At 65.9% G+C, this 20,093-nt stretch carries 18 protein-coding genes; 15 read left to right on the top strand and 3 right to left on the bottom strand.

All coding sequences use genetic code 11. The features are described from left to right. Positions 1-12: 12 nt before the first annotated feature. The 5 genes from ACSQ12_RS17245 to ACSQ12_RS17225 all read left to right on the top strand — a co-directional run bounded on the left by ACSQ12_RS17245 (position 13) and on the right by ACSQ12_RS17225 (position 5,315). On the top strand, positions 13-966 hold the full coding sequence (locus tag ACSQ12_RS17245) for a carbohydrate ABC transporter permease (RefSeq protein WP_209742564.1): 954 nt from the start codon (positions 13-15) through the stop codon (positions 964-966). Continuing rightward, positions 963-1,892 (top strand): carbohydrate ABC transporter permease, encoded by a 930-nt coding sequence (locus tag ACSQ12_RS17240; RefSeq protein WP_209742565.1) that lies wholly within the window; start codon positions 963-965, stop codon positions 1,890-1,892. The genes ACSQ12_RS17245 and ACSQ12_RS17240 overlap by 4 nt, the downstream gene beginning before the upstream one ends. 6 nt (positions 1,893-1,898) lie before the next feature. Further along, positions 1,899-2,525: a Poxvirus protein I5 gene (locus ACSQ12_RS17235; protein ID WP_436066229.1), complete on the top strand. Its 627-nt coding sequence runs from the start codon at positions 1,899-1,901 to the stop codon at positions 2,523-2,525. 62 nt (positions 2,526-2,587) lie between these two features. Continuing rightward, complete coding sequence (locus ACSQ12_RS17230) at positions 2,588-3,871, top strand: MFS transporter (protein WP_436066228.1); 1,284 nt, start codon at positions 2,588-2,590, stop codon at positions 3,869-3,871. 154 nt (positions 3,872-4,025) lie between these two features. Next, the gene (locus ACSQ12_RS17225) at positions 4,026-5,315 is read left to right on the top strand and encodes an ABC transporter substrate-binding protein (protein ID WP_436066227.1); all 1,290 of its coding nucleotides are present in this window, start codon (positions 4,026-4,028) and stop codon (positions 5,313-5,315) included. Positions 5,316-5,347: 32 nt separating this feature from the next. Here the strand turns inward: ACSQ12_RS17225 and ACSQ12_RS17220 are convergent, their stop codons facing one another. Continuing rightward, complete coding sequence (locus tag ACSQ12_RS17220; RefSeq protein WP_436066226.1) at positions 5,348-7,456, bottom strand: DUF6807 family protein; 2,109 nt, start codon at positions 7,454-7,456, stop codon at positions 5,348-5,350. Between the two features lie 305 nt (positions 7,457-7,761). On the opposite strand from ACSQ12_RS17220, the gene ACSQ12_RS17215 reads away from it, so the two are divergent. The 6 genes from ACSQ12_RS17215 (at position 7,762) to ACSQ12_RS17190 (ending at position 13,371) form a co-directional block, all read left to right on the top strand. Next, positions 7,762-8,442, top strand: coding sequence for a YesL family protein (locus tag ACSQ12_RS17215; protein WP_436066225.1), 681 nt, complete (start codon positions 7,762-7,764; stop codon positions 8,440-8,442). Positions 8,443-8,580: 138 nt separating this feature from the next. After that, the gene (locus ACSQ12_RS17210) at positions 8,581-10,110 is read left to right on the top strand and encodes an extracellular solute-binding protein (protein ID WP_436066224.1); all 1,530 of its coding nucleotides are present in this window, start codon (positions 8,581-8,583) and stop codon (positions 10,108-10,110) included. Continuing rightward, the gene (locus ACSQ12_RS17205; protein WP_209742572.1) at positions 10,107-11,081 is read left to right on the top strand and encodes an ABC transporter permease; all 975 of its coding nucleotides are present in this window, start codon (positions 10,107-10,109) and stop codon (positions 11,079-11,081) included. Before ACSQ12_RS17210 ends, ACSQ12_RS17205 begins: the two co-directional genes overlap by 4 nt. Beyond that, positions 11,081-11,953 (top strand): carbohydrate ABC transporter permease, encoded by an 873-nt coding sequence (locus ACSQ12_RS17200; protein WP_209742573.1) that lies wholly within the window; start codon positions 11,081-11,083, stop codon positions 11,951-11,953. Before ACSQ12_RS17205 ends, ACSQ12_RS17200 begins: the two co-directional genes overlap by 1 nt. A gap of 44 nt (positions 11,954-11,997) precedes the next feature. Next, positions 11,998-12,699: a rhamnogalacturonan acetylesterase gene (locus tag ACSQ12_RS17195; RefSeq protein ID WP_436066223.1), complete on the top strand. Its 702-nt coding sequence runs from the start codon at positions 11,998-12,000 to the stop codon at positions 12,697-12,699. Further along, the gene (locus tag ACSQ12_RS17190) at positions 12,700-13,371 is read left to right on the top strand and encodes a DUF1961 family protein (protein ID WP_436066222.1); all 672 of its coding nucleotides are present in this window, start codon (positions 12,700-12,702) and stop codon (positions 13,369-13,371) included. 48 nt (positions 13,372-13,419) lie between these two features. Here the strand turns inward: ACSQ12_RS17190 and ACSQ12_RS17185 are convergent, their stop codons facing one another. Beyond that, complete coding sequence (locus tag ACSQ12_RS17185) at positions 13,420-13,653, bottom strand: hypothetical protein (protein ID WP_436066221.1); 234 nt, start codon at positions 13,651-13,653, stop codon at positions 13,420-13,422. 42 nt (positions 13,654-13,695) lie between these two features. After that, positions 13,696-14,739 carry a LacI family DNA-binding transcriptional regulator gene (locus ACSQ12_RS17180; protein WP_209742577.1) on the bottom strand — a complete coding sequence of 348 codons (1,044 nt, stop codon included), beginning with the start codon at positions 14,737-14,739 and terminating at the stop codon, positions 13,696-13,698. A gap of 226 nt (positions 14,740-14,965) precedes the next feature. Here ACSQ12_RS17180 and ACSQ12_RS17175 point away from each other — a divergent pair, with 226 nt between their 5' ends. The 4 genes from ACSQ12_RS17175 to ACSQ12_RS17160 all read left to right on the top strand — a co-directional run bounded on the left by ACSQ12_RS17175 (position 14,966) and on the right by ACSQ12_RS17160 (position 20,079). Next, on the top strand, positions 14,966-15,322 hold the full coding sequence (locus ACSQ12_RS17175; protein ID WP_436066220.1) for an L-rhamnose mutarotase: 357 nt from the start codon (positions 14,966-14,968) through the stop codon (positions 15,320-15,322). Positions 15,323-15,400: 78 nt separating this feature from the next. After that, positions 15,401-16,567, top strand: coding sequence for an L-rhamnose isomerase (gene rhaI / locus ACSQ12_RS17170; protein WP_209742579.1), 1,167 nt, complete (start codon positions 15,401-15,403; stop codon positions 16,565-16,567). Positions 16,568-16,570: 3 nt separating this feature from the next. Further along, complete coding sequence (locus tag ACSQ12_RS17165; protein WP_436066219.1) at positions 16,571-18,607, top strand: bifunctional aldolase/short-chain dehydrogenase; 2,037 nt, start codon at positions 16,571-16,573, stop codon at positions 18,605-18,607. Next, positions 18,604-20,079, top strand: coding sequence for a rhamnulokinase (locus ACSQ12_RS17160; protein ID WP_436066218.1), 1,476 nt, complete (start codon positions 18,604-18,606; stop codon positions 20,077-20,079). The genes ACSQ12_RS17165 and ACSQ12_RS17160 overlap by 4 nt, the downstream gene beginning before the upstream one ends. The last annotated feature ends 14 nt before the right edge of the window (positions 20,080-20,093 follow it).

The following is a 20,093-nucleotide window of genomic DNA, read 5'->3' as shown; positions in this document are numbered from 1 at the left end:
CGGAATGAACTCGTGACTCAAAGCCCAACCCTGAGCAGGCGTTCGACGTCGTCCACCCCGCCGCTGCCGCGCAAGTCGCGGCAGCGGGGGGCGGATGCCCGCGCCGGCTACACCTTCCTGCTGCCCTGGCTGCTGGGATTCATCGCCCTGACCGTGGGCCCGATGATCTCCTCGCTCTACCTGTCCTTCACCAACTACAACCTCTTCGAGCCGCCCAAATGGATCGGCCTGGACAACTACACCACCCTGTTCCAGGACGAACGGTTCCTGCAGTCGGTGGGCGTGACCCTGTCCTACGTGGTCTTCGGCACCCCGCTCAAGCTCGCCGCCGCACTCGCGGTGGCCATGCTCCTGAACAGCAAGCGCAAGGGGCAGGGCTTCTACCGCTCCGCGTTCTACGCCCCGTCCCTGATCGGCGCGTCCGTGTCCATCGCGATCGTCTGGAAGGCGATGTTCGGCGACGCCGGCCCGGTGGACCAGGGCCTGTCCTTCTTCGGCATCAACCTTGGCGGCTGGGTGGGCAACCCCTCCATGACCATGCCCATGATGATCCTTTTGACCGTCTGGCAGTTCGGCGCCCCGATGGTGATCTTTCTCGCCGGCCTGAAGCAGATCCCCGCGGACCTTTACGAAGCGGCGTCCATGGACGGTGCCGGTCCGGTGCGGAAGTTCTTCAACATCACCTGGCCCATGCTTTCCCCGGTGATCTTCTTCAACCTGCTGATGGAAACCATCCACGCCTTCCAGATCTTCGCCTCTGCCTACATCATCTCCAACGGTGAAGGCGGCCCGGCCGGCTCCACCCTCTTCTACACCCTCTACCTCTACCTCCGCGGCTTCTCCGACTTCCGGATGGGCTACGCCTCGGCGATGGCCTGGCTCCTGGTGATCGTGGTGGGCATCATCACGCTCATCTTCTTCAAAACCTCCAAGTCCTGGGTCCACTACAGCGGTGATTCGAAATGACAACCATGGCAACACCCACCCAGCCGAAAGCCGGCGGCACCGCCCCCGCTCCGGCGCCCGAATACAACCCGAAGTCCGAGTCTGTCGGTGCCAAGCGCGCCAAGAGCCTCATTTTCCACATCGTGGCCCTCGCCCTCACTGCCGTCGTCCTCTACCCGGCGCTGTGGATGGTGGCCTCGTCCTTCAAGCCGAATGCCGAAATCGGCGGCACCAACACCTCCCTGTGGTCCAGCAACTTCAGCTTCGACAACTTCGCCACCGCCATGGAGGGGATCGGCGGGGTGTCCACCTTGCAGTTCTTCACCAACTCCCTGGTCCTGGCCATCGGCGCCGTGGTGGGCACCATCCTCTCGGCCAGCGTCTCGGCCTACGCCTTCGCCCGGATCAAGTTCCCGGGCCGCAGCGCGCTGTTCGGCATGATGATTGCCACCCTGCTGCTGCCCTTCCACGTGGTGATCATCCCGCAGTACATCATCTTCCAGCAGTTGGGCCTCGTGGACACCTACATCCCGCTGCTGATCGGCAAGTTCCTGGCCGCGGACGCGTTCTTCGTGTTCCTGATGGTCCAGTTCATGCGCAACCTCCCTGCCGAACTCGACGAAGCCGCACGCATCGACGGCGCCGGCCATGTCCGGATCTTCACCTCCATCATGCTCCCGCTGATGAAACCCGCCCTGATCTCGACGTCGATCTTCTCCTTCATCTGGAGCTGGAACGACTTCCTCGGTCCCCTGCTCTACCTCAACACCCCGGAAAAGTACCCGCTGCCGCTGGCCCTGCGACTCTTCGTGGACCAGACCCAGTCCTCGGACTATGGCGCCATGATCGCCATGTCCGTCCTGGCCCTCCTGCCGGTACTGATCTTCTTCCTGGTCTTCCAGCGCTACATCGTCGAAGGCGTCTCCACCCAGGGCCTCAAGGGCTGACAGGATATGAGCATCATGGACAGCACCACACCCGCCCCAGGCCGCGACGACCGCATCCCGGTAAACCGCTTTGCCCTGTTTTCCGAGACCCTCCTGGCCGGAGTGCTGGTGCTGGTGCTGTCCATTCCGCTGGTCACCATCCCGGCCGCCTATGCCGCCGGCATCGCGCACCTTGAACGCCACCTCTCCGGCAGGGATGACTCCCTCCGCGCCCTCTGGGGCACGTTCCGCTCGGCGCTGCCGGGCAGCTGGAAGCTGGGAATCACGACGGCGGCAGCCGCCGTCGTGATTGTCCTTAACCTGTTGCTCGCATGGGTGGGGCAGCTTCCGGGCCGGGAAGTGGTCCTGCCGGCAACCCTCATCCTGGCTGCCGCCGCTGCCGTCCTGCTCCTGCGCACCGCTGCTGCATGGTCTGACGTGACGGGCAGCGCGACTCCACGCAGCGCCTGGACCGCAGCCTTTGAGACCGCCAAGGCTATTTCGCTCCGCGACTGGACCGGTTCCCTGCTGCTGGCCGCCGCCCTCTTCGCGGGAGTGGTGTTCGTCTGGATGCTGGCAGCCCTGTTCGTTGTGGTTCCCGGGACCCTGATCCTGGCCTCGGCCGCCGTCAAGATGCGCTCGGTGCGCGCGTAGCACCACCAGCACCCCGACACACCGTCCCAGCAGGTCCACTTCACTACCGAGTTGAGCCAGACGTGTCTTCCGACCGCACCCAGTCCGCTGAGTCCCTCCAAGAACAAGCTTCAGAACGGCCGCTTCGCTGGTACCACCCCCTGGCGCAGCGCAACTACCGGCTCTTCATTGCCATTCAGCTCGCGGGCAGCACCGGGGTCTGGATGCAGCGCCTTGCCCAGGACTGGCTGGTCCTGCAACTGACGGGCAGCCCCGCTGCCGTGGGCGTGGCCGTGGCGCTCCAATTCCTGCCCATGCTGGTGGTGGGCCCGCTCAGCGGCATCCTGGTGGACCTGTTTCCGAAGCGCCGCATACTGCTGATCTGCCAGTCCATCACCGCGCTGCTGGCCCTGGCCCTCGCGGTCCTGGACGCCGGCGGCGGCATCACCGTCTGGGCCGTGTACGCCTGTTGCGTGGCCCTGGGCATCACGTCCGCGGTCGACGGTCCGGCCCGCCAGGTGTTCGTGAACGAGGTGGTGGGCGACGCCGCGTTGCGTCCCGCGATCGGGCTGAACAACGCGATCGGCCAGCTCGGCGCGATGGCTGGACCCGCCCTGGGCGGCCTGCTGATCGCCAAGGCGGGTTCCGCCGCCGCCTTCGCCGCGAACGCCGTCGTATGCCTGGCGGTGATTGGCCTGATCGCGGCGATCCGGACGTCCCGGCTTTACCCCGGCCCGCCGCCTCTCCGGGGCCGCGGGCAGATCCTCGCGGGGTTCCGCTACGTCCGCCGCCGGCCGTCCCTCCTGCTGGTAATGCTGCTGGCCGGGCTCCTCGGCGCGTTCGGCATGAACGGACCGGTGGTACTGGCGGCGTTCGCCGAAGATGTCTGGCACAGTGGCGCCGCCGGCTTCGGCATCTTCAACACGTTCAGCGCCGCGGGTGCGCTTGCAGGCGCGCTGCTGGCGGCGCGGCTCCGGACCCTGGGCCGGCGGGGGATCGTGGTGAGTGCCGGGCTGTTCGGGCTGACCCAGCTCGTGGCCGCGCTCATGCCCACGCAGGAATTGTTCGTGGCCATGCTGGTGCTGGTCGGCATCATGACGCTGCTCTTCCTGACCAGTGCGGCCACTACCGTCCAGCTGGAGGCCGGGGCGGACGTCCGCGGGCGAGTCCTGGCGCTCTACCTGCCGCTGCTGCTGGGCGGCCACGCCCTCGGCGGACTGCTGGCCGGCTGGCTCACGGAAGAGTTCGGTGTGCGCACCGGCCTCGTGGTGACCGGAGCCCTCGGAATGCTGTCCGCCGCCGTCATCGGACTGCTGATGTGGCTGAACGCCCGACGGCGGTCCAGTATTGAGTTTTTGTCCAGATAACGCGAGCTAACCCTCGGGTATGTCCCTCGATCTGGACAAAAACTCGGCAGCGCCTCCTTATTGACTGTGACCGGGCGCACACTTAGGGTGGATGAGAAAGCGTTTTCTCGCTGAGTCGAACCCCATCAAAACCCAGCCGTCAAAAGGACATCGAATGATTTTTCGCGCCCTGAAATCCCGGACTCCCAAAATTGCGGCGGTGGCAGCAGCCCTCGCGCTGACCCTCTCAGGCTGCGGGGGCGGTGCGCAGTCCGATGCCGGCGGCCCGGTGACGCTGCGTTTTACCTGGTGGGGCTCGGACGTGCGGCACAAGATGACCCAGAAGCTCATTGACGCGTTCGAGGCCAAGAACCCGAACATCAAGATCGAGGGTGAATACGGGGAGTGGTCCGGCTACTGGGACAAGCTCGCCACCCAGGTGGCCTCCCAGAAGGCCCCGGACATCATCCAGATGGACCTGCAATATCTCGGTGAGTACGCCAAGCGCGGGGCGCTCCTGGATCTGAAGGACGTGGACCTGTCCAAATTCGACAAGGCTGCGGCCGACGCCGGCAAAACACCGGAAGGGCAGTTCGCCGTGACGGCCGGCATGAATGCGCTGGTGGTACTGGCCAACCCCGCGCTGGTCTCCGCCAGCGGCGTGGCCCTGCCGGATGACGCGTCCTGGACCTGGCAGGACTACGAGAAGACGGCTGCGGACATCACGGCCAACAGCAAGGCCGGCATCTACGGTTCCGGATCAATCACGGGCGACGCATCGTTCAATCTTTGGTTGCGCCAGCACGGGAAGTCCCTCTTCACCTCGGACGGGAAGCTGGGATTCGATGAGGCTGACGCCACGAAATACTTCGAGTTCCAAGCCGGCCTCCGCGACGCGAAGTCGGTGCCGCCGGCTTCGGTCATGACCGAAGAGGCCACCGCCGCGCTGGACCAGACAGGCCTGGCCACGAACAAGTTCGCCATGGGCTGGCTGTGGTCCAACCAGCTCGGCGCCCTCACCAAGGCTTCCGGCCAGCCGCTGGAAATCAAGCGGCCGCCGAGCACGGACGGTAACGCCAAATCGGCGCAGCAGTACTACAAAGCGTCCCAGCTCTGGTCCGCAAGCTCGCGCACCAAGCACCCGAAGGAAGCTCAACAGTTCATCGACTTCCTGGCCAACAGCGTCGAGGCCGGCGAAATTGCGCTGGCTGACCGCGGCATCCCCGGCAATACCGAGGTGCGCGACGCCATCACGCCCAAGCTGAGCGCGGCGGACGCCGCCACGGCCGCCTTCATCAACGACATTGCGGATGAAGTGGGCGACGCTCCCGTTGTCCCGCCGGCAGGGTCCAGCCCGGCCTCGGAGATCCTGACCCGCTTCACCACCGAGGTCCACTTTGGCAGGGTGAGCCCGGAGGAAGCCGCGAAGAAGTCGATCGAGGAACTTAGGAGCGCACTGGGCTAGCGCGCTCGGCCGGTGCACCTCGCCAACGCGGGTTAGCAGTGATCGGCCAATGCCGCAGCTTCCGCCGGGGACAGCGTGCCGTCTGCGATCCACACCGTGAAGGAGCGCCGGACGGATTCTCCCGCGGCGAGGATCACGGGCCGGTCCCACGCCAGGGCGGAGCCCACGCCGGGGTAGCCGGACAGGCGGACGAACCAGGGGTCCGGCGCCTCGGCAGGTGCGGCGAACACCAGGCTGGCCGCGCCCCCGGGGAAGATTCCCGTCCAGGCCAGCCAGGGCGAGGCGGAGCCGTGGACAGCTGCCTCGCCCTGCCGGTCGGCGGTAAAGACACTCGCGGCGGAGCACGCGGGCAGCCGCCAGAAGAACCCGCCGTAGCCGCTTCCGGCAGCACCGTTGGAGCCGGGGCCGCCCAGCGAAGCGTCGACGACGGCGGTAAGTTCCGTTGCCAGGTCCAGCCGCCAGGTGCGGGCGTCCACCCGGCCGGCGCGGGTGGTGCGGAGCTCGCGGAGCAGTTCGCTGCCGTCCGGCGCCTGCCAGCTGAGCTCCTGATGGAGGGAGTCGCCGCCCTGCGATCCGGGCTCTGTCTTTGCGGACAGCTGCACGATCCGGCCGTGATCCGGGCGTTCCTCATATCGTCCGGCGGCGCGTGTGTAGGTTTTGCCGCCCCAGAAGTTCGTGCCGTTCACATCCTGCAGGGCGACGCCGGCGCCGAGGTGCCACGGGTGGTCCGCCGGAAGGTGGTCGGTGACGGTGACGCCGCCGAGCGAACGCACCGGATGCAGGTAGGGGCGGGGTGAGAGCCGGGCTGCGACGCCGGAGCCGTTCCGCAGGGTGGCCAGCGCGGTGGCGCCGCTGTGCACGCCGGTTGCTGCGCCGCCGTCGTGCCCGGTGCCCTGCACGGAAAGTGACAACATGTCTGCGCCGCCGGACGCCGGCCGGGCCCAGGGCAGGCCCAGCTCGCTGAAGGTGGCGTGCGCCGCCGTCGCCCGCTCCAGTGCATCTTCGATGCCGGAGACGACGGCGTGGGCCGAGTCGCCGTCGCCCACCCACTCCAGGTGCTCCCCGGCAATGAGAGCCGGGGCTTCGGCGGTGCGGATGGCTTCCAGTACCCGCATGAACGCGCCGCTGTCCGCAAGGGAGCTGATCAGCGGCGCGCGTCCGTGCTGGTCCTGGCGGCGGTGCCGCAGATGGTCCAGCAGGTTCTCTGTGAGGTCGTCCCGGCCAAACACCTCGTGGCGTTCGCCGGCGGCAGTGCTGACGCTGAGGCGGTCTTCGGTGTAGTGGAACACCGCGGTTCCTTCGCTGCCCTGCAGGGTGACGTACGGTTCCACGGACTCCGTGGCGCACAGGGTCAGCGCACAGGTCACGGGAAGGCCGGAGGCGGTGCGGACACGGATGACGGAGGTGTCGTCTGATTCGATGTCGTTGGCGCGGTAGAGGTCCGTTTCCACGGTAGCGAGGTCGTCCACGGTCCGTGCGCCGGCGATCCTCAAGGCGGTGGCGATGGCGTGCGCCAGCGGGTTGGTGGCCACACCGTCCACGACGTCGACGCCGTCCAGGCTTCGTTTCCCCGCCCAGCGCGACCGCGCGTAGTACGCCCGGTCCCGGACCCAGCGGCCGGTGGCGGAGATTCCCAGGAGGGTGCCGATTTCGCCGGCCTCGAGCAGGTCCTCGATGGCCTTCAGGGCATGTGAACCGAGGCTCTGGAAGCCGACCTGGACACTCCGTCCGGCAGCCGCGGCGGCGTCCTGCAGCCGGTTGAAGTCGGCCAGGGAAGCGACCGGGGGCTTTTCGAGGTAGAGGTCGGCATAGGGGAGGGCTGTGAGTGCCAAGGGCGCGTGCGTCTGAATGGGAGTGGCCACAATGACAAGGTCGAGCCCAGGCGTTGCGGCCAGGAGGTCGTCGAGATTGCCGAAGACTGCGGTTTCGGGAGGGAGCGCGCCGTCGGCCGGGGGATTCGGGTCGGCAACAGCCACGAGCGCGACCGCCCCGTCCTTCTGAAGCCTTTCGAGGTTGCGGAGGTGGTGGGTTCCGAAGCCGTGGACCCCTACCAGCGCCACCCTCGCCGCGGCGGAGGTGATCGTGACTTCTGTTGCCGGAATTCTGCCTTTTTCCGGGACGGGCGCGGACAGTGTGCCCATGGCTCTCCTCTTCTGTCCCCGGGACGGGGTTTGACGTCGGTGTCGTTGCTGGAAATCGCCGGGCAGGGGCCCGTTGCCGCCGCTATCAGAGTAGGCCGGTTCGGCCTGCTGACACTTGTGGTAAGCGCTTTCCATATTACTCTCGCCAACAGTCTAACCCCGGCGGGTTCATTATGTAACGATTCAAAATTCATCTTGACCGGCGCTTCAAAAGCGTCTAGATTTTCGAGAAACCGCTTACTAACGTGACGTGGACCACTGCGGCCCCCGTTTCTGCAACGATGGAGATCCGAAGGGGGCTAGCTGTGCTGGCTGGAAGTTTTAGCGCCAAGGCATATTCGTTCTTCGACACCCTGCTGTGGATTGCATGCCTGAATCTGCTGTGGATGGTGTTCTCGCTCGCCGGCCTGGGCGTATTGGGCGTGGGCCCCGCCACCGCTGCGGCGCAGATCCTGGTGCGCCGCAGGGTCCGGGGCGAGGCCGCCCCGCTGCTTCGCTCCTTCACTAAGGAATATGGCCGCAACTTCGGACGCGGCAACGGCCTGGCGCTGCCGGTCCTGCTGGCCGGAGCGGCCCTGGCCCTGAACTGGAATTACTTCTCCCGCTCCGGCGACCTCCTGTCCCAGCTGATGGCTGCCGGCGCCTTCGTTGCCGCGATCTTCCTGGTGGCGGTGACCTGCCACCTCTTCCCGATGTTTGCCCGCTATGAACTTCCCCTCCCGCAGTACCTCCTGATGTCCTCGCGGTTTGCGCTCAGGCACCTCGCGGGCACCGCAATCCTGCTCTTCGTGACCGCCGCCGCGCTGTTCGCCAGCCAGGCCCTCCCCGGACTGATCCCGTTCTTCAGTGTCGGAGCATGGCTCTACGTGACCGGCTGGCTATGCGACCGGTTCTTCACTGCGAACGACGAATCCGTGACCGGTGATGCCGCGGACGCCTCGGACGCCGCGCGCCCGGCGGCAATGGTCGGAGCCCCCGCTGCGTGAGGCGCCGGGCGCTGGGCGGAGCTATGAGTGAAACGTATCAATAGCCGGGCCGCCTCATGATGCCACCTGAACTGCACCACCTGACCTGCAATGACTAGACCCCGAACCAACCCCGAAGAAGTGGAAAAGGAAAACACTATGACCCGTAGAAAACTCAGCCTGGCGGCCGCCGTCGTGACCGCCGCCGCCCTCACCCTCACAGCGTGCAGCGGGGGTGAAGCGCCGGCCGCGGATTCCTCGAAGATCAGCGTCATGGCGCCGTTCCTGGAGGCGCAGCCACCGTCCGCTGACGGCGCCGTGCAGAAGAAGCTCGAGGAGCTCACCGGCAAGGACGTGAACATCACGTGGACGCCGAACGCCTCCTACGAGGACAAGATGAACATCACCCTGGCCTCCTCCGAAATCCCCCAGGTCATGGTGGTTCAAAGCAAGTCGCCGGGCTTCGTCAAGAACGCCGAGGCGGGGGCATTCTGGGACCTCACGGACAAGCTTGACGAGTACCCCAACCTGAAGACCACTTTCCCGGACGTCGAGAAGAACGCCAGCGTCAACGGCAAGGTCTACGGCGTGTTCCGGGCCCGCAACCCCATCCGCGCAGCCGTGATGTTCCGCCAGGACTGGCTGGACAAGCTGGGACTGAAGGCACCCGAAACCACCGAGGACCTCTACAACGTGGCCAAGGCCTTCACCGAGCAGGACCCGGACGGCAACGGCCAGAACGATACCTGGGGCATCACCATTCCCAAGTGGGGCGCACTGGGCTCCAACAGCCCCTACGACATCATCGAGGAGTGGTACGGTGCCGGCAACCGCTGGACCGAAAAGGACGGCAAGCTGATCGCCAGCTTCGAGACCGAGGAGTTCCTGGAAGCCAACCGGTTCGTCAAGAAGATGGTGGACGAGAAGCTCATCAACCCGGACTTCGCCACCTTCGACGGCACCAAGTGGAACGAGCCGTTCTTCAACGGCAAGGGCGGCATCATTGTCGACGTCGACTCCCGCGTCAGCGTGCTGATCAACCTGTTCAAGCAAGCCAACCCGAACGATTTCCAGAACAAGGTGGGCTTCGTCGGCAACCTGAAGGGACCGGACGGCAAACTGCACTCACACCCGACGGACGGCTACTCAGGGTTCCTTGCGGTCCCCAAGACCAGCGTCCGCACCGAGGCTGAGCTGAAGAACGTCCTGGAATTCCTGAACACCATGAACGGCAAGGACGTGGCTACGCTCCTCAATAACGGCATTGAAGGCGTGAACTTCACTGTCGAGGACGGCAAGGCAGCCACCATCAAGCCCGAGACCCCGGAGGGCAAGGCCGTAACCACGGACATCAAGAGCTACGCGCAGCTGGGCACCAACGTCACCGGCAACAACTTCTACCCGGTCAAACAGGCTTCGGACTACGAGCAGGAAGTCTTTGACAAGCGCGTTGAGGTCATGGCCCAGGACCTGAAGAGTGCCGTCTACAACCCGGCCGCGGCCTTCGTGTCGCCCACCTATGTTGCCAAGGGCGCGCAGCTGGACAACATCGTGGCCGACGCCCGGATCAAGTACCTGGCCGGCCAGATCGACGAGCAGGGCCTGAAGGACGCCATCAAGCTGTGGAAGACCAGCGGCGGCGACAAGGTCCAGGAAGAGATCAACAAGCTCTGGCAGGACAGCAAGTGACAACGTCCACCGTTGACGTCAAAACCCCGGAGCAGGCGCCGCCACCGGCGCCTGCCCCGGGGCGGCGACGCCGCTTCGCCGTTCACTTCGCGCACTACAAGTGGCTCTATCTTTTGCTGCTGCCGGGCGTGGTCTACTTTGCGGTCTTCCGGTACGCCCCGATGTACGGGGTCAGCATCGCGTTCAAGGACTACGTACCGTTCCTGGGCGTCAATGCCAGCCCGTGGGTGGGTTTCCAGCATTTCCAGGACTTCTTCAGTAATCCTGATTTCGGCCGGCTGCTGGGCAACACCCTGATCCTGGCGTTCCTGAACCTGGGGATCGCGTTCCCGCTGACCATCGTGCTGGCGCTGTTGCTGAACGAGGTCCGGCTCTCCATCCTCAAACGGACGGTCCAGACCCTGGTCTACATCCCGCACTTCTTGTCCTGGACCATCGTGGCGTCGCTGAGCTTCCTGTTGTTCGCCCTGGATTTCGGGCCGCTGTTCCTGTTCATCAATTCCGTGCTGGGCACCGACATCGACTTCCTGTCCGATCCGGCGTGGTTCCGGCCGCTCATTGTGCTGCAGGAGATCTGGAAGAACACCGGCTGGGGAACCATCATCTTCCTGGCCGCCCTGGCCACGGTGGACCAGGACCAGTACGAGGCTGCGATCATCGACGGCGCGGGCAGGTTTCGCCGCGTCTGGCACATTACGCTTCCGGGCATCCGGTCCACCATCATCGTGATGCTCATCCTGGCGATCGGGCAGATGCTGAACACCGGGTTCGAACAGATCTACCTCATGACCAACGCCCTCAACCGCGATGTGGCGGACGTCTTTGACACCTACGTGTACTTCGTCGGCATCACCCAGGGCGCCTACTCCTACTCCACCGCGGTGGGCCTGTTCAAATCCCTGGTGGGCATCGTGCTGATCTTCGGCACCAACGCCCTGGCCAAGCGGTTCAACCAGAGCGGACTGTTCTAATGAAGATTCACAACACCACCGGCGGCAGGATCTTTGACGCCGCCAACTACGTCTTCCTGGTGCTGATCGGCGTCCTGACGCTGCTGCCTTTCATCTACGTGTTCGCCGGTTCCTTCGCCACCGAAGCGGAAATCACCCGCCGGGCCTTCTTCGTCTGGCCCGAGCAGTTCAGCCTGGGCTCCTACGAATACATCTTCTCCACCCAGGCCTTCATCCGCGCGCTCATCACCACCGTGCTGGTCACGGCAGTGGGCACCGTCATCCAGCTGATCCTGACCGTCACCATGGCCTACCCGCTGGCCAAGCGGAACCTCCGCGGCCGCCAGCTGATCCTGTCCCTGGTGGTCTTCGCCATGGTGTTCTCCGGCGGCATGATCCCCACCTTCCTGCTGATCAAGGACCTTGGCCTGCTCAACAGCTACTGGGCGCTGATCCTGCCCGCGGCGATCAACCCGTTCAGCCTGATCATCATCAAGAACTTCTTCCAGGAACTCCCTGCCGAACTGGAAGAGTCCGCCAAGATGGACGGCGCCACGGAAATCGGGATCCTCTGGCGCATCCTGCTGCCGCTGTCCAAACCCGTACTGGCCACGTTCGCGCTGTTCTACGCCGTGGGTATCTGGAACGACTTCATGTCGCCACTGCTGTATCTGAGCGACAACTCCAAATGGACCCTGCAGATGTACCTGCGCCAGGTCACCGCCTCCTCCGACCTCCTCGGCACCGGCAACGTGGACCCGAACTACATCCCGCCGGAACAGGGCATCAAATTCGCCGTGATCGTGGTGGCCACCCTGCCCATCCTGATCTTCTACCCGTTCCTGCAGAAACACTTCGCCAAGGGCATGCTCATCGGCTCCGTCAAGGGCTGAGCGGCCGAACCTCAGATGCCTGCCCCACCAACAGAAAGCACAGCATGAAAATCCTGCTCGCCGGAGATTCCACGGTGGCCACCTGTCCCGCCCACGAGTACCCCATGAGCGGTTGGGGTGCGCAGCTGCCCCGGAACGTCTACACCTGGGCTGCCGTGCACAACTTCGCCAAAGGCGGGGCCAGCACGGAGTCGTTCCGCGAGGAAGGGCTCTGGGGCCGGCTCCTGGAAACAGCCGCGGCGGGGGACCTGGTGCTCATCCAGTTCGGCCACAACGACCAGAAGCGCCCTCACCTTGCCGCCAGGACCGGGTACGCAGCGAACCTGCGCCGCATGGCGGCGGATGTCCGCGCGCTCGGTGCGGTGCCGGTGCTGTGCACTTCGGTGGAGCGCCGGCACTTCCTGGACGGGACCGTGGAGGACAGCTTGGAGGACTATCCCGAAGTGGTCCGCGAGATCGCGCTCGAGCTGCACCTCGCCGTTGTCGACCTCAACACCTGGACCCGCGGCCTGTACACGGAGCTGGGCGTCGAGGAATCGAAATCCCTGTTCTGCCATTTCGCTCCCGGTGAGAACGCCCACTGGCCGGACGGGCTGGCGGACAACACGCACTTTTCCCAGCGCGGTGCGTCGCTGGTCGCCGATGAAGTTGCCGGCAGGCTTGCGCTGCTTGGATTTGGCCGGGATGCCCTGCCGGACTCCCGAAAGGGCACGACGGCGGGACTCACGACGGCGGGAAGGGGCTAGGTGGGCGCGGCACGGCCCGGCACGGACCTGCTGTACTCCAACCCGCTTGCCGGCCCGCCCGACGTGTCCGACTGGGTGGCCGAAGGACCCCTGGGCCTGGGTACCCGCGACGGCGCCCTCGAACTATCCGGCCCGGCGGACGACGACGAGCTCGGGGACCATGCGCACTGGACGTTCTGGTGCCCGGTGGAGTTCCCGGACGGCATCCGGATCAGCTGGGAGTTCCTGCCCCTCGCGGAGCCGGGGCTGGCCATGCTGTTCTTTTCGGCAACCGGCCACGCCGGCCGGGATCTCTTTTCGGCGGATCTCCCGCAGCGCACTGGTTACTACCCGCAGTACCATTCGGGAGACATCGACGCCCTCCATGTGTCGTACTTCCGGCACAAGTACGACTCCGAGCGGGCCTTCCGGACCTGCAACCTGCGCAAGAGTGCCGGCTTTGAACTGGTGGCCCAGGGCGCTGACCCGTTGCCGCCCGCGGAGGACGCCCGGGATTTCTACCGTATGGAACTCGTCAAGGACGGCCCGCAGGTGGCGTTCTCCATCAACGGGCTGCCCCTTTTTGCGTGGACGGACACGTCGGACAAGGTGCTGGGCGGAGGCTATCTCGGCTTCCGGCAGATGGCACCGCTGCGTGCCGCCTACCGGAACCTCAGGGTCGGGAAGATCTGACCGCCAGGGGACGGCCACGTCGGCGGGCCATGGGCATACCGGGTTTCCTCAGCCCTCGATGCCCGTGCTGAGGCTCAGGTCCCGCCACTGATCCAGTTCCGCGCGCTCCGCCTCGGCCACGGCACCGAACGCGTTGAACGCGTCCGCCCCCAGCGCCACCAAGGACGGCGGATTCTTGCTTTCGGCGATGGCCGTGATGCCGAGCGGCTGCAGTTCCTTGTGGAGTGATCCGGACGGCACGTTCATCACCGGCAGCGACTTCCTCATGGACGGCGGCGTCACAGCGTCCTACTTCTATGGCGAACTCGCCCCCTGGTGATCGCCTTAGTGATCGCCCGGCAGGTCTGAAGAGCCCTCGGGGCCGGCGGTGCTTTGGCGCACCACCAGCTCCGGGGTGAAGATCACGGCCCGGTGCTTGGGTTTGTCGGCTTCCAGTTCCTCCGCCAGCAGCTCGATCGCCGTCCGGCCCAGCGCTTCCGTTGGCTGACGGATCGAGGACAGCGGCACCACGGCTGACACGGCAAAGTCGATGTCGTCATAGCCGATCAGGGCGATGTCCTCCGGAATCCGCAGCCTGTGCAGCATGGTCAGGGACTGCATCACGCCGAGGGCCAGCAGGTCGTTGGCGCAGAACACGCCGTCCGGCAGTTCGCCGGCGCTGCGGCGGACCAGCTGGTCGCCCACGCCCCGGCCGGCCAGGACGGTCTGTCCGGCCGAATCCAGAATTTCCAGCGAAGCGTCCGCAACTTCAGCGACGGCGCGTTGCGCCCCCTGGAGACGGTCCGCCACCTGGCGTATCGACGTCGGGCCTCCCACAAAAGCCAGCCGACGGCGGCCGATGTCCAGCAGGTGCCGTGCCGCGAGGTAACCCCCGGCGTCGTCGTCAACGGAAACTGAGCTGTACTTCGTCTCATCGGCCAGCCGGTCCACCAGGACGGTGGGCACGCCGCGCTCACGCAGCTGGTCGAGGCGCTCGGTGACATCGCCCACGGGCGAGATCAGCAGGCCCTGGACCCTCTGCTCTTGGAAGAGGTCGATGTAGTTCGATTCCCGGCCCGCATCGTGCCCGCTGTCCCCGAGCAGGACCGCACTTCCCTGCAGGGCGGCGGCGTCCTCGGCGGCCCGGACCACGGAGGTGAAGAAGGGGTTGCCCACATCCAGCACAATCAGGCCGATGGTGCGGCTGTGCCCGGCCCGGAGCTGCCGGGCTGCGTCGTTGCGGACGAAACCGAGCTCGTCGATGGCCTGCAGAACGCGGTCCTTGGTCCGCTGTGAAACCCGGTCCGGGTAATTCAGGACGTTGGACACCGTTCCCACCGCTACGCGGGCATGGTTCGCAACATCCTTGATGCTGGCTGACCGTGACATGTTTCTCCAAGCTCTCTCTTGCGGGGCGGCGTGTGCAACCGCCTGGATCAACCCCCGGCCCAATTGTCCTTGCCCGGTCCGCGTTCCCTGACTAGCGAAACGGCATACGGCCGGAAAAATGGCTTTCCACCCACTGACAATTGCTTGACACCCACTCGACTTCAAGAGTACTTTGAATCGTAACAATGAAACGATTCAAAGAATCGGAATTTCAGGAGAGTCGCAGATGAGGGTGTGTTTTCGCTCCTCAGTCCAGCCCGGACTGATCGATGAGTACAGGCGCCGGCACGCCGCCGTCTGGCCGGAGATGCTCCGTGCGCTGAAGGATGCAGGCTGGCACAACTACTCGCTCTTCCTTGGCGCGGACGGCCTGCTGGTGGGCTACGTGGAATGCGACGACTTCGACGCCGTCAGGGCGCGGATGGCGCTCACCGAAGTCAACGCCCGCTGGCAGGCGGAAATGGCCGCTCTTTTTGATAACCCGGAAAACCCGGACCGGGCACCCGATGAAGGGTTCCAGGTCCTCGAGGAAGTCTTCAATCTTGACGATCAGCTTGCGGCGGCGGAGTCCACCGCGAGCTGAATCACCCGGGCTCCAGCAGCGGGGCCGCAGTACCACCCCCAAATACCGCAGCAGCACAAGACATTGGAAAGAACCATCATGAATGACGTAGCAACGGCGCTGGGCAGGCTCGAGGAGCTTGCCATCGAGGTTCCCTCGTGGGCCTATGGAAATTCGGGTACCCGCTTCAAGGTGTTCGGCACGCCGGGCACCCCCCGGACCGTGCAGGAGAAGATCGCGGACGCCGCCAAGGTGCACGAACTGACGGGCCTGGCGCCCACGGTTGCGCTGCATATTCCGTGGGACAAGGTGGATGACTACGCCGCACTGCGCGAGTACGCGGCGGGCCTGGGCGTGGGCCTGGGCACCATCAACTCGAACACCTTCCAGGATGACGAGTACAAGTTCGGTTCCCTGACGTCCTCGAACGAATCGGTCCGCCGCCGCGCGATCGACCACCACCTTGAATGCATCGACATCATGCACGCCACCGGCTCCCGTGACCTGAAGATCTGGCTGGCTGACGGCACCAACTACCCGGGCCAGGACGACATCCGCGGCCGGCAGGACCGCCTGGCGGAGTCCCTCCAGGAGATCTACGCCGGTCTCGGGGAGGACCAGCGCCTGGTGCTGGAGTACAAGTTCTTCGAGCCCGCTTTCTACCACACCGACGTTCCGGACTGGGGCACCTCCTACGCCCAGACCCTGGCGCTGGGGGAGAAGGCGTACGTCTGCCTGGACACCGGCCACCACGCCCCGGGCACCAACATCGAATTCATCGTCATGCAGCTGCTGCGCCTGGGCAAGCTCGGTTCCTTCGACTTCAACTCGCGCTTCTACGCGGACGACGACCTGATCGTCGGCGCCGCGGATCCGTTCCAGCTGTTCCGCATCATGTACGAGGTGATCCGCGGCGGCGGCTTCGGCAGGAATTCCGGCGTGGCCCTCATGCTGGACCAGTGCCACAACCTGGAGGAGAAGATCCCGGGCCAGATCCGATCGGTGCTCAACGTCCAGGAAATGACGGCGCGTGCGCTCATGGTGGACACCGCGGCCCTGGGTGAGGCCCAGCGGAACGGCGACGTCCTGGCAGCCAACGCCGTCTTCAACGACGCCTTCTACACGGACGTCCGACCGGCCCTGGCCGCATGGCGTGAATCCCGCGGCCTGCCCGCGGACCCGATGGCCGCCTTCAAAGCCAGCGGCTACCAGAAACAGATCAACGAGGACCGCGTGGGCGGCCAGCAAGCCGGATGGGGCGCATAGGGCATGACTAACAAAACTGTTGAAGAACTCATTTCCCGGTCCAACCGCCTCGGAGCGGACAAACGGAACACCAACTTCGCCGGCGGCAACACCTCGGCAAAGGGCACGGAGAAGGACCCGGTCACGGGCGATGACGTCCAGCTCCTCTGGGTCAAGGGCTCCGGCGGGGACCTTGGCACGCTGAAGAAGGAAAACCTTGCCGTGCTCCGCCTGGACCGGCTGAACGCACTGAAGAACGTCTACCCCGGGGTGGACCGTGAAGACGAAATGGTGGCCGCATTTGATTACTGCCTGCACGGCAAGGGCGGCGCTGCACCCTCGATCGATACCGCCATGCACGGGCTCGTGGACGCCGCGCACGTGGACCACCTGCACCCGGATTCCGGCATCGCGATTGCCACGGCCGTGGACGGGGAGGCACTGACCACCAAGATCTTCGGTGACAAGGTGGTGTGGGTTCCGTGGCGCCGCCCCGGGTTCCAGCTGGGCCTGGACATCGCCGCGATCAAAGACGCCAACCCGCAGGCCGTGGGCACCATCTTGGGCGGCCACGGCATCACCGCCTGGGGCGCCACCGGCGAAGAAGCCGAAGCCAACTCGCTGTGGATCATCGACCAGGCTGAAAAGTTCATCGCGGAAAACGGCCGCCCCGAACCCTTCGGCCCCAAGCTGCCCGGCTACGGCGCGCTTCCCGAAGCAGAACGCCGCGCCAAGGCTGCCGCGCTGGCGCCGGTGATCCGCGGGCTGGCGTCCACGGACAAACCGCAGCTGGGGCACTTCAGCGATGACGCCGTCGTCCTTGACTTCCTGGAAGCCGCAGAGCACCCGCGCCTGGGCGCCCTGGGCACGTCCTGCCCGGACCACTTCCTGCGCACCAAGGTCAAGCCGCTGATCCTGGACCTGCCCGCGGATGCGTCCGTTGAGGACTCGATCACCCGGCTGCAGGAACTGCACGCCGACTACCGCGAGGACTACCAGGCCTACTACGACCGCCACGCGGTTCCGGAGAGCCCGGCGTTGCGCGGTGCGGACCCGGCGATCGTGCTGGTGCCGGGCGTGGGCATGTTCTCCTTCGGCGCGAACAAGCAGACCGCACGCGTGGCCGGTGAGTTCTATCTCAACGCCATCAACGTGATGCGCGGCGCGGAAGCAATCTCCACCTATGCCCCGATCGAGGAATCCGAGAAGTTCCGGATCGAGTACTGGTCTTTGGAGGAAGCCAAGCTGGCCCGGATGCCGAAGCCGAAATCGCATGCCACCCGCATTGCGCTGGTGACGGGTGCGGCGTCGGGCATCGGCAAGGCCATTGCCACCCGCCTCGCCGCGGAAGGCGCCTGCGTGGTGATCGCGGACCTGAACCTGGAGAATGCGCAAGCCGTGGCCGCGGAACTCGGCGGCCCGGACGCGGCCATCGGCGTGCAGGCGGACGTCACGGACGAAGCCCAGGTCGCCGCCGCCATCCAGGAAGCGGTGCTGGCATTCGGCGGGCTGGACCTGGTGGTCAACAACGCCGGGCTGTCCATCTCCAAGCCGCTGCTGGAAACCACGGAGAAGGACTGGGACCTGCAGCACAACGTCATGGCCAAGGGCTCCTTCCTCGTCTCCAAGGCCGCGGCGAAGATCATGATTGACCAGGACATGGGCGGGGACATCATCTACATCTCCTCGAAGAACTCCGTGTTCGCCGGCCCGAACAACATCGCGTACTCCGCCACCAAGGCCGACCAGGCCCACCAGGTCCGGCTCCTCGCAGCCGAACTGGGCGAATACGGCATCCGCGTCAACGGCATCAACCCCGACGGCGTGGTCCGCGGCTCGGGCATCTTTGCCGGCGGCTGGGGCGCCAAGCGCGCCGCTGTCTACGGGGTGGACGAGCAGGAACTGGGCAAGTACTACGCCCAGCGCACGCTGCTCAAGCGCGAAGTCCTGCCGGAGAACGTGGCCAACGCCGCGGCCGTGCTGACCAGCGCCGAACTGTCCCACACCACCGGGCTCCACATTCCCGTGGACGCCGGCGTGGCCGCTGCCTTCCTGCGATGAGCGGGCACGTTTCGGGTGTCGACGGCGGCCTGTCCGCCGGCAGTGTATTTGCCGCCGTCGACATCGGCGCCTCTTCCGGACGGGTCATCCTCGGCCGGGTCTCCGGCGGGACCGGTTCGGAAAGTGCCAGGCTGGAAACCGTCCACCGCTTCCCGAACGGTGTGGTGGAGTCCGACGGCGGCCTGCGCTGGGATTTCGACGCCCTCTTCGCCGAGGTGCTCACCGGCCTCGCTGCCGCGGCCCGCGCCGCCGGGGAGCGGGGCGAGACCATCAGCAGCATCGGAATCGACACCTGGGCGGTGGACTACGGGCTAGTCAACGCTGCCGGGAAACTCATTGCGCAGCCCTTCAGCTACCGGGATGACCGCAGCCGCGCCGCCGTCGCCCGGGTCCACCAGAAACTGGACCCGGCCCGGCTCTACGCCACCACCGGGCTGCAGTTCCTGCAGTTCAACACCCTCTACCAGCTGGCCAGCGAACCGGACCTGGACGGGCTACAGGCCCTGCTCATCCCTGACCTGGTCGCGTTCCTGCTCACCGGGCAGCGCCGCACCGAGGCCACCAACGCCTCCACCACCGGGCTCTTCGACGCCGTTGCGGGGGAGTGGGCCACCGAATTCCTCACCGCCCTCGGGCTCCCGAAGAACCTGTTCCCGCCGCTGATCCAGCCCGGCGAAACCGTGGGCACCCTGCTGCCCGGCATCGCCGCGCGCACCGGACTGGACCAGGCAACGACGGTGGTGGCCGTCGGCTCGCACGACACCGCCTCCGCCGTCGCCGCCGTCCCGGCCGAACACGGGAATTTCGCCTACATCTCGTCAGGGACCTGGTCGCTGGTGGGCGTCGAACTCCGGAAGCCGGTGCTCACCGAGGCGAGCCGGCAGGTCAACTTCACGAACGAACGCGGCGTGGACGGCACTATCCGCTACCTCCGCAACGTCGGCGGGCTCTGGCTGCTTAGCGAATGCCAGCGGACGTGGGCGCAGCAGGGACACACGGCGACGCTGGACGAACTGCTGGCAGCCGCCGCCGCGCTGCCGTTCGGCGGACCCCAGATCAACGCGGACGATCCCTACTTCATCGCACCGGACAACATGCCCGAACGCATCCGCGCTGCTGTCCGCAACACCGGCGACGTCCTCACCGACAACCCCGCGGCGATCACCCGCTGCATCCTGGACAGCCTGGCTGCCGGTTACGCCCGGACCATCGCCGACGCGGAACGCCTGGCGGACGTGCCCGTGAACGTGGTGCACATCGTGGGCGGCGGCTCGCAAAACCGGCTCCTGTGCCAGCTCACGGCCGATGCCACCGGCAAGCGGGTCATTGCGGGCCCCGTCGAGGCCACTGCTCTTGGTAACGTGTTGGTCCAGGCCCGGGCGGCAGGTGTGGTGTCGGGCGGGCTCGGCGAGCTCAGGGCACTCGTGCGCGGCTCGCAGCCATTGGAAAGCTACCAGGCCGCGCTGGTCTGAACGGTGAAGGGAAC

The sequence above is a fragment of the Arthrobacter sp. LjRoot14 genome (assembly GCF_964253905.1).
In the GTDB taxonomy this organism is placed as follows: domain Bacteria; phylum Actinomycetota; class Actinomycetes; order Actinomycetales; family Micrococcaceae; genus Arthrobacter.
The sequence above is the reverse complement of the archived record's forward strand: the minus strand, read 5'-3'. Positions and strand labels throughout refer to the sequence as shown.

Bases quoted from the DNA above. Each gene is read 5' to 3' on its own strand.
- ACSQ12_RS17175 (WP_436066220.1), top strand. From the start codon at position 14,966: ATGAGGGTGTGTTTTCGCTCCTCAGTCCAGCCCGGACTGATCGATGAG.
- ACSQ12_RS17240 (WP_209742565.1), top strand. From the start codon at position 963: ATGACAACCATGGCAACACCCACCCAGCCGAAAGCCGGCGGCACCGCC.
- ACSQ12_RS17220 (WP_436066226.1), bottom strand. From the start codon at position 7,456: ATGGGCACACTGTCCGCGCCCGTCCCGGAAAAAGGCAGAATTCCGGCA.
- ACSQ12_RS17165 (WP_436066219.1), top strand. From the start codon at position 16,571: ATGACTAACAAAACTGTTGAAGAACTCATTTCCCGGTCCAACCGCCTC.
- ACSQ12_RS17195 (WP_436066223.1), top strand. From the start codon at position 11,998: ATGAAAATCCTGCTCGCCGGAGATTCCACGGTGGCCACCTGTCCCGCC.
- ACSQ12_RS17160 (WP_436066218.1), top strand. From the start codon at position 18,604: ATGAGCGGGCACGTTTCGGGTGTCGACGGCGGCCTGTCCGCCGGCAGT.
- ACSQ12_RS17210 (WP_436066224.1), top strand. From the start codon at position 8,581: ATGACCCGTAGAAAACTCAGCCTGGCGGCCGCCGTCGTGACCGCCGCC.
- rhaI (WP_209742579.1), top strand. From the start codon at position 15,401: ATGAATGACGTAGCAACGGCGCTGGGCAGGCTCGAGGAGCTTGCCATC.
- ACSQ12_RS17180 (WP_209742577.1), bottom strand. From the start codon at position 14,739: ATGTCACGGTCAGCCAGCATCAAGGATGTTGCGAACCATGCCCGCGTA.
- ACSQ12_RS17200 (WP_209742573.1), top strand. From the start codon at position 11,081: ATGAAGATTCACAACACCACCGGCGGCAGGATCTTTGACGCCGCCAAC.
- ACSQ12_RS17225 (WP_436066227.1), top strand. From the start codon at position 4,026: ATGATTTTTCGCGCCCTGAAATCCCGGACTCCCAAAATTGCGGCGGTG.
- ACSQ12_RS17235 (WP_436066229.1), top strand. From the start codon at position 1,899: ATGAGCATCATGGACAGCACCACACCCGCCCCAGGCCGCGACGACCGC.